The sequence below is a fragment of the Halosimplex rubrum genome, assembly GCF_013415885.1.
GTDB classification, from domain to species: Archaea; Halobacteriota; Halobacteria; order Halobacteriales; family Haloarculaceae; genus Halosimplex; species Halosimplex rubrum.
This window is the reverse complement of the sequence record NZ_CP058910.1, coordinates 2247752-2260161: the sequence shown is the minus strand read 5'-3', so window position 1 is coordinate 2260161 and position 12410 is coordinate 2247752. Positions and strand designations below refer to the sequence as shown.

The 12410-nt window shown below is 69.5% G+C and carries 12 protein-coding genes and 1 pseudogene; 6 read left to right on the top strand and 7 right to left on the bottom strand.

Going from position 1 to position 12410, the window contains the following annotated elements; genetic code table 11:
* Positions 1-211 precede the first annotated feature (211 nt).
* The 4 genes and pseudogenes from HZS55_RS11235 to HZS55_RS11220 all read right to left on the bottom strand — a co-directional run.
* Positions 212-1165 (bottom strand): annotated as a pseudogene (locus tag HZS55_RS11235) (alkaline phosphatase family protein); the annotation flags it as partial.
* A 91-nt stretch (positions 1166-1256) separates the two neighbouring features.
* Positions 1257-1406, bottom strand: coding sequence for a hypothetical protein (locus tag HZS55_RS11230; protein ID WP_179907732.1), 150 nt, complete (start codon positions 1404-1406; stop codon positions 1257-1259).
* Positions 1407-1576: 170 nt separating this feature from the next.
* Positions 1577-1747, bottom strand: a complete 171-nt coding sequence (locus HZS55_RS11225; protein ID WP_161625207.1) for a hypothetical protein — start codon at positions 1745-1747, stop codon at positions 1577-1579.
* A gap of 306 nt (positions 1748-2053) precedes the next feature.
* Positions 2054-2587 carry an inorganic diphosphatase gene (locus HZS55_RS11220; protein ID WP_179907730.1) on the bottom strand — a complete coding sequence of 178 codons (534 nt, stop codon included), beginning with the start codon at positions 2585-2587 and terminating at the stop codon, positions 2054-2056.
* Positions 2588-2789: 202 nt separating this feature from the next.
* Between HZS55_RS11220 and HZS55_RS11215 the strand changes: the two genes are divergently transcribed.
* Positions 2790-3152 carry a PadR family transcriptional regulator gene (locus HZS55_RS11215; protein WP_179907728.1) on the top strand — a complete coding sequence of 121 codons (363 nt, stop codon included), beginning with the start codon at positions 2790-2792 and terminating at the stop codon, positions 3150-3152.
* Position 3153: 1 nt separating this feature from the next.
* On the opposite strand, the gene HZS55_RS11210 is transcribed toward HZS55_RS11215, so the two are convergent.
* Together HZS55_RS11210 and rnhA are read right to left on the bottom strand one after the other, a co-directional pair.
* Positions 3154-3777, bottom strand: a complete 624-nt coding sequence (locus HZS55_RS11210; RefSeq protein ID WP_246308239.1) for a DUF7108 family protein — start codon at positions 3775-3777, stop codon at positions 3154-3156.
* A gap of 24 nt (positions 3778-3801) precedes the next feature.
* A complete protein-coding gene (gene rnhA, locus HZS55_RS11205) occupies positions 3802-4395 on the bottom strand; it encodes a ribonuclease HI (protein WP_179907726.1) in 594 nt (197 codons plus the stop codon).
* Positions 4396-4516: 121 nt separating this feature from the next.
* Between rnhA and HZS55_RS11200 the strand changes: the two genes are divergently transcribed.
* The 3 genes from HZS55_RS11200 (at position 4517) to HZS55_RS11190 (ending at position 7362) form a co-directional block, all read left to right on the top strand.
* A complete protein-coding gene (locus HZS55_RS11200; RefSeq protein ID WP_179907724.1) occupies positions 4517-5449 on the top strand; it encodes a M48 family metalloprotease in 933 nt (310 codons plus the stop codon).
* Positions 5450-5570: 121 nt separating this feature from the next.
* The gene (gene nreA / locus HZS55_RS11195) at positions 5571-6821 is read left to right on the top strand and encodes a DNA repair protein NreA (RefSeq protein WP_179911853.1); all 1251 of its coding nucleotides are present in this window, start codon (positions 5571-5573) and stop codon (positions 6819-6821) included.
* A 112-nt stretch (positions 6822-6933) separates the two neighbouring features.
* Positions 6934-7362, top strand: coding sequence for a hypothetical protein (locus HZS55_RS11190; RefSeq protein WP_179907722.1), 429 nt, complete (start codon positions 6934-6936; stop codon positions 7360-7362).
* 134 nt (positions 7363-7496) lie between these two features.
* Here the strand turns inward: HZS55_RS11190 and HZS55_RS11185 are convergent, their stop codons facing one another.
* Positions 7497-7640 (bottom strand): DUF7331 family protein, encoded by a 144-nt coding sequence (locus HZS55_RS11185; protein WP_167837346.1) that lies wholly within the window; start codon positions 7638-7640, stop codon positions 7497-7499.
* Positions 7641-7897: 257 nt separating this feature from the next.
* Here HZS55_RS11185 and HZS55_RS11180 point away from each other — a divergent pair, with 257 nt between their 5' ends.
* Together HZS55_RS11180 and HZS55_RS11175 are read left to right on the top strand one after the other, a co-directional pair.
* The gene (locus HZS55_RS11180; RefSeq protein ID WP_179907720.1) at positions 7898-9937 is read left to right on the top strand and encodes a COG1361 S-layer family protein; all 2040 of its coding nucleotides are present in this window, start codon (positions 7898-7900) and stop codon (positions 9935-9937) included.
* Between the two features lies 1 nt (position 9938).
* Positions 9939-12383, top strand: coding sequence for an efflux RND transporter permease subunit (locus tag HZS55_RS11175; protein WP_179907719.1), 2445 nt, complete (start codon positions 9939-9941; stop codon positions 12381-12383).
* The last annotated feature ends 27 nt before the right edge of the window (positions 12384-12410 follow it).

The following is a 12410-nucleotide window of genomic DNA, read 5'->3' as shown; positions in this document are numbered from 1 at the left end:
CCGCGCGGACGAGGTCGACCTCGATGCGGAACGACGCCTCGCCGGTCGACGCGGTCTCGACGTCGGCGGCGTCGACGACCGCGACCGAGTCGCCCTCGTCCTCGACGACCGCGGGGCCGGTCTCCTCGACGGCGGCGACGGCCTCGTCACGGGCGTCCTCGGAGTCGGCCACCAGCGCCTCGCCGTCGAAGTCCACGTCCAGCGTCGAGATGTCGACGAGTTCGTCGACGTCGCCGGCGTAGTCGGGATCGACCTCGACGTGGCCGCCCTCGCGCAGCCAGGCGCCCAGCTGGAACGTGTAGTCGTCGCCCTGTTCGTAGGAGAGCCAGCCGTTCTCGCGGAGCCAGGCGTTGCAGTTGACCTCGTAGTCCAGCGAGGTGAACCCGTGGTCGGAGGCGACCATCATGGTCACGTCGTCGGGCAGTAGCTCGCGGAGCTCGCCGAGGTACTCGTCGAGCGTCCGGTAGAACTCCACGAACTCCTCTTTGTACTCGCCGTCCTCCTCGTAGTCGCGGAACAGGAAGTGGTTGACGCGGTCGGTCGCCATGAAGACGCCGAAAAAGAGGTCCCAGTCGTCCTCTTCGATGTAGTGTTTGAACGACTCCTGGCGGGCGTCCAGCGTCGCGTGGGCGTCCTCCATGAACTCGCCCTTGTCGGTGTGGCCGAGGCTTGCGTTGGTGTCGATGCGGTAGTCGATCGACTGGAGGTAGTCGCGAAAGTCGTCGGGGTAGGCGGACTTCTCGACGCCGGGCGAGAGGAAGCCCGACACCATCCGCTGGACGTCGCGCTGGGGCGGGAACGTGGTGACGACGTTCATCACCGTGGCGTCGCGGCCGGCCTCCTGGACGCGGTCCCAGACGCGCTTGGTCTGGACGTCCCGGCGCATCGGCACGTACGTCTCGTAGGAGCCGACCTCGCGGTCCTGGAAGCCGTAGACGCCGGTCTCGCCGGGGTTCTTGCCGGAGGTCAGCGCCGGCCAACAGGCCGAGGACTCGGGCGGCACGATGCTGTCGATGGCGCCGGCCGACCCCTCGTCGACGAGCCGGGAGAGGTTCGGGAACTCCTCCCGGTTGTCGGCGATGAGGCTATAAGGTACGCCGTCGATGCCGAAGAAAGCGACCCGCGGCTCGTCGTCGCCGCCGCGGATACGGTCGAACAGTCCCATACCCCGGATTACCGCGGTGGGGCACAAGAAGCTTCTTTTCGCGGACAGGCTCGGGGGGCGTCGGTGACGGTGCAGCCGCCGCTGACCGCCGTCAGTCCCGTGAACCGATCCCGGCCGACCCGTCGACCACCGCGTCGCCGGGCTCGTCGTCGCCGGGCTCGTCCTCGTCGGCCGCTTCACCGAAGTTCTCGGGCACGACCGTCAGGTGCGCCATCCCGGCCGTCGGTGTTCTGGTCGCCATACGCGTCGACGTACGCACGCGCGCCCCAAGTAATTACCCATGCTCATAATTCATCCGCGAGACGGGCGCGGATGCGCGGGAGACATACCGACGGGACGGGGTAGTTGGCGGCGTCGACCGCCGGCGAGGGCGGACGGACTCGCCGCGTCGACGGTACGTCGCGGGCCGACTCACCGCATCGACTCGCGGTCGACGGCGCTGTCGGAGACGATCCAGCCGTCGGGTTCGCTGGTGTCGAAGACGACCGTCTCGTCGTCGCAGTCGACGGCGACGTACCGTTCGGAGACGGCGGACACTTGTTCGCGCAGTGCTTCGGCGGAGGGAGGGTCGGTGTTCTGCATCGGGGTCACCTCGGACGAGTACGACTTGGGACCGACGGATGATATAGGGGGCCGACCTCGTACGTGAGTTTGCGCGATTTCAGAACCGTTCACGACGGCCCCCAGTCCGGCGATTTAACCGTTCAACCGGCGCGTAAACTCGCGTGAACCGTTTACCCGTGCCGGTCCGCGCGGGTTCGCGGATCGGTCGCGCTCGGCGGTCGGTCGGTTCCGTGGATCGGCGGTCGGTTCCGTGGATCGGCGGTCGGGCTGGTCGGGCGGGACGGCCGTGAAAAAATCGCGGCGGGAGCGATCGCGCGGGCGGCCCTACTGGAACGCTTCCTCGTAGAGGTCCTGGGCGTGTTCGATGGCGTCGTAGGCGGACTGCTTGTCCTCCCAGCCCAGGGTCTCGACTTCCTTGCCCTCTTCGAGGTTCTTGTAGGTCGCGAAGAACTCGTCGATCTCGTCGAGTTGCTGCTGGGGGATGTCGTCGAGGTCCTCGATGTGGTCGTAGCGCGGGTCCTCGCTGGGGACGGCGATGACCTTGTCGTCCTGCTCGCCGTCGTCGTCCATCTTCATCAGGGCGACCGGGCGGGCCTCGATGACGCAGCCGGGGAACGTCTGGTCCTCGACGAGGACGAGCACGTCGAAGGGGTCCTCGTCGTCGTAGTACGACTGCGGGATGAACCCGTAGTCGGAGGGGTAGTGGACGTTCGAGTGGAGCACGCGGTCGAGGACGACGCCGGGGATGTCCTTGTCGTACTCGTACTTGTTGCGCTCGCCTTTCAGGCACTCGACTACTGCGTAGATCTCCTCGGGCGGGTTCGGTCCCGTCTCGAGGTCTTCCCAGAGGTTCGACATCACCCGCGAGTCCGCCTGGCGCCGGCAAAGGCCTTTCCGTTTCGTCCGCCACCCCGCCGCACAACCGGCGGAACTACCGGGTAGCGGTAGGATTATCATTCTGTGATATCACTCGGATAAGCGGCCGAAGAGGGGGGGTATCCTCACGGATAACGGAAGAAAGTTAACAAGTGTTAAATAGCCAGATGACATTCCACTAACCATGTCAGAGGCACAATCGGTGACTGACACTCCCGGAATCGCACGCGAGCTAACCGCGTTCCAGCAGAACATCCTCGTCATCCTCGGCGAAGAGCCCCGATACGGGCTCGCTATCAAACGTGAACTCGAAGACTACTACGACGACGAGGTCAACCACGGCCGACTCTACCCCAACCTCGACGACCTCGTCGAGATGGGCCTGGTCGAGAAGAGCGAACTCGACAAGCGCACCAACCAGTACGCCCTGACCGACGAGGGCTACGAGACGGTGCTCGACCAGCTCTCCTGGGAGTTCTCGAAGCTCGTCACGAGCGGCGACCGCGCCGACGACCTGCGCGAGCTCGTCGACGCCGCCCAGGAGTAACTCACTCGCCCAGCGGACACCGCTCGTCCGCGACCGAAAAGGCGACCCGAACGGATTTTTCGACGATATCGCGCTGGGCAGCCGTCGGCCAGGCGTTGCGCGGGTAGTACTCCGTCAGGAACTCCGAGAGCTCATCGGCCGTCGCGTCGTGGATGGGTTTGGCGTAGTGGTTGCCCACGAAGTCGGCGAGCGCCCCGACGTTCGCGGCGTGGTCCTCGCCGTGGGTCTCGCGCACGTCGGCGACGACGTCGCGGTTGTAGTCGTCGATCTCCTGCCAGTCGTCGCCCTCGCCGGGTCCCGACAGCGGGATCTCGATCCCGCGGTCGACCGCCTCGATCCGTTCGGTCCTGATCTCGCCGTCCTCGACCCACTCCTCGGGGTGGAGCACGAGCACGTCGCGAGTGTCGTCCTCGCGGACGCGGGCGGTGTAGTCGTGGTCGGCGAGTCGCTCGTCGCGGTCGACGCGGTAGGCGGCGGCCTCCTCGTCGACGACCGCCTCCCTGGCCAGTTTCGTCAGTCGCTCGGCCTCGTCGACGACGGTCTCGGGCGGGAGGTCGTCGGGCTCGCCCTCGTCGTCGGTCAGTACGTCGGGCGCTTCGCTGGGGTCCGGTGTCTCGTCGGGCATGGTGTGTCGTGTGTCTCGCTGCGGTCAGGCCTGGTCGAGCGCCTCGTTGGCGAGTTCGTCCGCGCGGTCGTTTATCTCCCGCGGAACGTGTTCGAGCGACCACGACTCGAAGTCGGTCAGCAGCTCGCGAACGGTGACGCGGTACTCCCGGAGCTCCGGGTCGTTCGTGTCCCACTCGCCGCGGACCTGCTTGACGATGAGTTCGGAGTCGCCGCGCACGTCGACCTCGTCGAGGCCGTAGTCGCGGGCGACGCTGACGCCCTCGATGAGCGCCTCGTACTCGGCCTGGTTGTTCGTCGCCCGGCCGATGGTGTGGCCGCCCTCGGCGACGATCCCGTCGCCGCCGACGATCACCCAGCCCACCGACGACGGGCCGGGGTTGCCGCGGCAGGCGCCGTCGAAGTAGACGTGCGCCCGGCCGCCGCCCTCGCGGACCAGTCCTTCCAGATCCGCCGGGTTGGCGCCCTGGATCACGACCTTGTCGTCGTAGGCGACGGCGGTCGCGTCGCCGCGGCTGGCGCGCCAGCGCTCGTGGTCCGTGTTCCCCGACTCGACCTCGACGCCCGCCTCTTCGAGCCGCTGGCGGGCCGCCGCTACGTCGCACTCGACTGTCGGCATCGTTCACACGTCGCCCGCCGCCGGTCATATGGGTTCGGATCCGCCCGGACCGCCGGCGGCCGACCCCGGGCCTCGCACCGGCCCCTTTTGCACGACCGGACCGAACGGCCGGTCGGTAGCCGTGTCGCTGACCCGACGACTCGACCGCGCTGTCGGCCTGCCGGCGGCCTACCGGCTGGTCGACGCGGCGCTCGTGGGGCTGCTGGTCGCCGCGCTGGCGGTCTGCTACGCCACCGGCATGGCGCCGACCGGCGTGGCGGCGGTCGCGCTGGCGGCCTTCGGGCTGGAGTTCGGGGTGAGCCGCGTCGTCACCGACGGCCTCCTCCGCGGGCTCGAACTGGCCGACGAGGCGCCGCCGCGGCTCCGGCGGATCGCGGCCGAGATGGCCGCCGAGTTGGGCGTCGCCGAGCCCTCGGTGGTCGTCGACCGCGAGAGCGCCGGCGGGATGAACGTCCTCGGCGACGGCGACCGCACGGTCCTCGTCGCCGCCGCCCCGCTCGCCGAGCGCCTCGCCGACGCCGCGCTCCGGGCGGTCGTCGCCCACGAGCTCGCCCACCGCTCGCTCGGCCACCTCCACCGGGTTCCGCTCCGGGCGGCCGTCACCCACACGGTCGGGCTGGCGGCGTTCTGGCTCGTCGCGCTTCGGCACCTCCCGCCGCAGGTCGCCGCCGTCGCGGGCGGGGTCTTCCTCGTCGCCGGCGTCGCCCGGTCGAACGACATCAACTTCCTGCTGTACGTCCTCGCCAGCGCCGGCGTCGTGGTCCTCGTGCAGGCGCTGGCGGCCCGGGCGAGCCGGCTGGAGGAGTGTCACGCCGACGACGTGGCCGTCGCCGCGACGAGCGCGACCGACTTCTGCACCGGGCTCTACGCCGTCGGCGCGCTCGGCGACGCCGACGACGCCGTCGCCGGCGGCAGCCCCTTCGGTGCGCGCCGGACGCGGCTGGAGCGGTTGACGGCCGAACACCCGTCGATCGAGTCGCGGCTGGCCCGGTACGGGCACGTCCCCGACGAGGTTGCCGAGGGCGCGGGGGTGGAGCGGCCGGCGGACGACTGAGGACGCGGCCGTCGCCCGAGCGACCGCGGCCCGGGCCGCGGTTCTCCGGACGAGTGCCGGCGGGCTCCCGCACCGACTCATTGAAGCCCGTGGGGCCGGTAGGGTCGGTCGAATGGCGGGCATGCGCCTCGACGACTTCATCGAGGACTTCCAGCGCGACGAGGCCGCCGAGAAGCGCCGGCTGGCCGAGGAGAAGTCCTACGAGATCACGGAGTACCTCGACGACGTGGAGCGGGAGTTCCAGCAGGCCGTCCAGGGCGACTCGATGTTCGGCTCGACGGCACCGGAAGTGTTCGTCGGCCGGTCGGGCTACCCGGACGTGTCGACGGGCGTGCTCTCGCCGATGGGCGGCGACGCCGACGCCGCGGACTTCGCGACCAGCGGCGACTGGTACCAGCAAGGATACCAGATCGACGACGTGCTCCAGCGGCGGACGGGGATGCTCAACTCGACGCGGTCGGCGAAGGTCGACGTGTCGGACGTGTGGGACGGCTTCGTCGGCACCCAGCGGGAGGTCGCCATCGCCGACCACCCCGTCGACGTGGAGGTCGGCCTCGACGGGACGCCCGATATCGACATCTCGCTCGACGACATCTCGACGCCGACCGGCCCGCGCGCCAGGGCGACGAACGCCGACCTGGCGGAGAACCCCCACGTGCCGCGCCCGGTCGAGAAGACCCTGGAGGACGACGACTGGGCCGCCGAGGGGGCGATGACCTACCTGTATCGGCGCGGGTTCGACGTGTACGACATCAACACGATCCTCTCGGCGGGCGCGCTGGGCCAGGGTCACAACCGCAAGCTCGTGCCGACGCGGTGGTCGATCACCGCCGTCGACGACACCGTCGGCAAGTTCCTGCGCGGCGGGCTCCAACACAGCGACACCGTCGACGAGGTGTCGGTGTGGACAAACGAGTACATGGGCAACCGCTACTGGGTGATCCTCGCGCCCGGCAACTGGGAGTTCGAGCTCGTCGAGATGAAGGCGCCCGAGAGCGTCTGGAACCCCGCAGCGGGCGACTACTACCTCTCCAGCGCCCACGAGGGCTGGGAGGGCCGGACGGGGTACGTCGAGGAGACCGCCGGCGCCTACTACGCCTCCCGGCTGGCGGTGCTCGAACACCTGCAGGAGCGCGACCGGCAGGCCAAGGCGCTCGTGTTGCGGGAGGTCACCGACGACTACTGGGCGCCGGTGGGCGTCTGGCAGGTCCGCGAGGGCGTCCGCCACGCCTTCGACGGCGAACACGGCGTCGCCGAGAGCTTCCGCGGCGCGCTCCGTGGGGTGCTTCCGCAGGTCCCGGTCCCGCTGGGCCGGCTCCGCCGGAAGTCCAACCTCGTCGCCGGCCTCCAGACCTCGATCACCGACTTCTGAGCGCCGGTTCCCCGGGGCGGTCGCGAGGCGCCACCGCCGGGGCGGCGTCCGACGCGGTCGCGGGACGTGTCTCGGCGGAAGGGTTTTCGCGCGACCGTTCGTAGCCGTCGGTATGCTCCTCCAGTTGGGGATGCCCGGCGGTCTCGAACTGCTCGTCGTCCTCGTGATGGGCCTGCTGATGTTCGGTCTCCCGCTGGTCCTCGTCGCCGTCCTCGGCGCGCTGTGGCTGCGGTCGGACGACGACCACGACGAACGCATCCGGCAGCTGGAGACGGAGATCGCCCGACTCCACGCGCAAGTCGGCGACGACGGCGGGGCCACCGCCGACGAGTTCACCGACTCCGACGGTACCGACACCCCGCCCGACGACGCCGACCATCCGACCGACGGCGGCCCCGATCCCGACCGCGACGACCGCCCCGATCCCGACCGCGACGACCGCCCCGATCCCGACCGCGACGACCGCCCCGATCCCGACCGCGACGACCGCCCCGATCCCGACCGCGACGACCGCCCCGATCCCGACCGCGACGACGGGTAGGGTCCCCCTGCGACGGGTGGCGGGCGGAGTCGCGGGACGACGGCGCGACCGAGCGGTCGGTGCTGAAGAGAGGGAGGTCGTACGCGAGGGCGCTACGGCCGCTCCCGCGGGGACGAGGTCGCTCCGAGGTTCGGTCAGGCTATCTCGTCACCGGTTACTGTTTCGTCCGACTGGATCCACGCGCGGTGGTTGTCGACATCGTAGATGACGATGTCACCGTTCGCGATCTCGAGTTCGTCGTAGCGGCTCGTCTCGGAGCGAGTTTCGTTGGTTGCCATTGTTGTGGTCTACGTTCCGTCGCTGTCTGTCGGTTCGACGCTATCGGTAGCTACGCCCTATGCCTTGTTAAATGTTACCATGGTGGGGGTGCCGACCCCCGACCGGTGACGGCGCGGCGGTGAGCCGGAATAAACGCTCAGAAAGTTCCTTCCTGTTTACAATGATTGACGGGGCTCGGGCGGAAAATCGGGGAACGACACCTGCGCGGCCGTCGTTGGTCCCCGCGGCACGGTGGGTGACAAACGAGAATCCACGTATGCAACGGACACAGCTCTTCGTAGTCGCGTCAGTCGCACTGCTGCTCGCCGCGTCGCCGGTCGCCGGCGCGGTCACCGACCCCGTCGAGACGGGCGCCTCGTCGGGCGCGCCCGGTCCGGCGGAGGCGTCGGCCGCGGCGGCCCAGCAGCAACAACAGCAGGACAACGTCACGGGCAATCCGGGGATCGACGTGTCGGTACCGGACACCGACTTCGTCCCCGGCGCACAGACCGCGCTGCAGCTCGTCGTGCTGAACGACGGCAACGTCACCAACGGGTCGCTGTCGAACCCGCAGCTCGAACAGCAGGTGACCACCGCCCGCGCGCTCCGGGTCAGCATCGGCGACCACGACGCGCCGCTGACGGTCAACACCAACGAGCGCGCCGTCGCGCGCCTGCCCGACGGCTCATCGACGCCCGTCGAGTTCCGGATGGAGGTCGACCGCTCGGCCCAGCCGGGCACCTACCGGCTCCCGATCAACGTCTCGTACAACTACACCCAGTCGATAGACCCGCAGACGAGCGAGTACAACCGCACGAGCACGACGCGGAACTTCACGGTCGACGTGACGATCGAGGAGGCCGCGCAGTTCCGCGTGACGGACGTCGAGTCGACGGCCCGGATCGGCGCCACCGGCACGGTCGACGTGACGATGCGCAACACCGGGACGGCGGTCGCGCGCAACGCCTCGGTCGCGCTCACCTCCCAGAACGCCGACCTGACCTTCGGCGCGTCGACCTCGTCGACCCGCTACGTCGGCGGCGCCTGGGCGCCCGGTGAGACGCGGACCGTCTCCTATCGCGTCAGCGCCGCTCAGTCCGCGAGCCGACAGCAGTACGCCTTCGGCGCCACTGTCGACTACGAGGACGAGGACAGCACGCCGATGCAGTCCAACAGCCTCTCGCTGGGCGTCGAGCCCGCGCGCGAACAGACGTTCACGATCGTCGACAGCGAGAGCGACGTGGCCGTCGACGACGACGGGCCCGTGACTATCACCGTCCGCAACGACGGGCCGGTCGACGTGCGCGACGCATCGGTGTCGGTCACCTCCGGGAGCCCCGCGCTCACCTTCGGCGGGTCGACCACCGCCAGCGAGTACGTCGGCACCTGGGCCGAAAACGAGACCCGCGAAATCGCCGTCGAGGCCACGGCGACCCCCGAGACCGAGAGCCGCACCTACTCCCTGCAGGCCTCGGTCGACTACGAGGACACCGAGGGCGATGTCGGCCAGTCCGGGACGCTCCAGTTCGGCGTCCGCCCCGACCCCGAAGTCGAGTACGAGTTCGACGCGAGCAACCTGAGTTCGACGCTCCGGGTCGGCGAGGAGGGGACCCTCTCGGGCACGATCACCAACGTCGGCGACGCGCGGGCCGACAGCGTCGTGATCGTCTTCGAATCCGAGAGCCAGAGCGTCTCGCCGCTCGAACGCGAGTACTCGGTCGGCAACCTCCGGGTCAACCAGTCGAAGGAGTTCGCCTTCGACGTGGAGGTAAGCGAGGCCGGCGAGGCCGGCCCGAAGCAGTTCACGCTGCGGCCGACCTACCGGAACGCCGACGACGAACGGCGCGAGGCCGAGAGCTTCGACACCCGCCTGCGCGTCCGCGAGCAGCGCGACGCCTTCGACGTGTCGGTCGTCAACGGGACCGTCGAGCGCGGCGCCGGCCGCGTCCTCGAAGTGACGGTCACGAACGTCGGCGAGGAACCCGTCAGCGACGTGTCCGCGGCGATGTACGCCGACGACCCGATCAGCGTCGACGACAGCGAGGCCTACGCCGACGAGATCCCGGCCGGCGAGTCGGAGACGCTCGCCTTCGATATCAGCACCGGCTCGGGCGCACTGACGAAGTCCTACCCCGTCGAGATGGACTTCCAGTACGACGACGCCGACGGCGATACGACCCTCTCCAGCGGCTACACCTTCGCCGTCGACGTGACCGAACCCGAGGACAGCGGCGGCGGCCTGCCGGTACCCGTCATCGTCGGGGCGCTCGTCGTCCTCGCCCTCCTCGTCGTCGGCTACCTGCGGTACGGCAGGTAAGATGGTCTTCGAGTGGTTCACCGACGAGGTCGGCGACGCCATCGCCTCCTATCCGGGGCGGATCAGCCTCGCATTCCTCCTGTTGACCGCCGTCTTCGTCGCCGGTCTCGGCAACGTCGAGACCGAGGGCGGGAGCAACCAGTTCGTCGAGGACCTCGAATCGTTCGAGGCGTTCGAGGACATCCAGCGGGAGTTCAGCACCGGCTTCGGCGGGGGCTCGACGAGCACGCAGCTGCTCCAGCGCGAGCGGAACGTCCTCTCGCGGACGAGCATGCTGCGGATGTTGCGAGCCCAGGAGCGGCTGCAAGACCACGGCGGGTTGCGGGTGACCGGCGTCTCCAGCCCGGCGCGGACGGTCGCCCAGCAGCTCGACCCGGAGGCGGCGACGGTCGAGACGCAGATCGACGCCGTCGAGCGGGCGACGGCGACCGAGATCGACCGCGCGGTCCGCCGGGCGGCGGAGACGCCCGGTTTCACCTCGCAGGTCAGCGAGGACTTCGACACCGAGAGCGCGGCCGCACGCGCGGCGCAGGCGTCGGTCACGCACGACCGCGACGTGGATTCGCGCGAGGAGCGCGTCGAGCGGGTGGTCGGGACCGTCGGCGGCGACATCGACATCGTCGGGAGCGCCCCGAACACCATCGGGTCGTCGCTCGCGCTCGTGCTCCCGGCGGCGTTCATCCTCATCGTCGGCTTCCTGATCGTCGCCTACCGCGACCTGGTCGACCTGTTGCTCGGCGTCGTCGCCATCCTGATGACGCTGCTGTGGACGTTCGGGTTCCTCGGACTGGCCGATATCGCCTTCAACCCGTTGCTGGTCGCGGTGCCGCCGCTGTTGATCGCGGTCGGTATCGACTTCGGGATCCACGCGGTCAACCGCTACCGCGAGGAGCGCGAGCGCGGCCAGCCCGTCGGGACGGCGATGGACATCACGACCGCGCAGCTGCTCGTCGCCTTCTTCATCGTGATGGGGACGACCGTCATCGGCTTCCTGTCGAACCTGCCGAGCGCGCTCGCGCCCATCCGCGACTTCGGCCTCGTCGCCGCCATCGGCATCTGTTTCACCTTCCTCATCTTCGGGATCTTCCTCCCGGCCGCGAAGGTCAAGACCGACCGCCTGCGCGCGAAGTACCCGATCCCGACGATGAGCGAGCGGCCGCTGGGGTCCGAGGGGTCGCTGCTCGGCCGCGCGCTCGGCGGCGGCGTCGCTATCGCCCAGCGCGCGCCGGCGCTGTTCATGCTCGTGATCCTGGTCGGGAGCGGCGCCGCGGGCGTCTACGCCACCGGCGTCGGCACCGGCTTCAGCCAGGACGACTTCCTGCCGCCGGAGTACGAGGAGATCCCCGAGTGGCAGAAGCAGCTTCCGGGGCCGTTCGCCCCGCCGGAGTACAGCACCATCTCGAAGAGCAACTACATCGAGGACAACTTCCCGGGGAGCAGCTCGGTCCTGCTGTTCGTCGAGACGCGGATGCACCGCGACGCGGCGCTCGACCAGGTCTACCGGGCGGGTAACGACCCGCCGCCGACCGTCCTCCGCGAGGGGCGCCACGCCGAGAGTCAGTCGGTCGTCACGGTCGTCCGCTCGTACGCCGACCGGGACCCGCAGTTCGCCGACCTGGTGGCGCGCAACGACCCCGACGACGACGGGATCCCCGAGCAGAACCTCCGGGAGGTGTACGACTCGCTCGAGTCGGCACCGGCCAGCGGTGTCGGGGGCGTCCTCGCCGACGACCGCCGGAGCACGCTCGTCACCTACTCGGTGGACCCCGACGCGACCAACCGCGAGGTCGCGGCCGACGCCGAGACGATCGCCGCCGAGACCTCGCTGGACGCCACGCCGACCGGCAACGCGATCATCTTCGAGGAGGCCTCCGAACTCATCCTCAGCACGGTGCTCACCAGCCTGCTCATCACGCTCGTCGGCGCCTCCGCGTTCCTGATCGTCGTCTACCACGTCCTCGAGGGGCGCGCGTCGCTGGGCGTCGCCAACGTCGTCCCCATCGCGCTGACGGTGACGTTCGTCGTCGCGTCGATGCGCTATCTCGGCATCGACTTCAACGCGATCAACGGGGTGATCCTCTCGCTGACGATCGGCCTCGGCATCGACTACTCGGTCCACGTCGTCCACCGGTTCGCCGACGAGTTCGAGAACGCCGACCTCGAGACGGCGCTGGACCGGGCCATCCGCGGGACCGGCGGCGCGCTCACCGGCAGCATGCTCACCACCGTCGCCGGCATGGGCATGCTCGTCTTCGCGCTCAACCCCGCGATCGGCGCGTTCGGCGTGCTGACCGCGCTGTCGGTCGTCTACGCCTACATCGCATCCATCGTCGTCCTCCCGTCGACGCTGGTGCTGTGGGACCGGGTCTTCAATCGCTCGCGGGCGGCCAAGTTGCTCTACGGGCGCGGCAGCAACCCCACTCCGGAGACACGGGTCGAGGAGTGACCGCGTCGGCGGTCGCCGTCGCGCTCC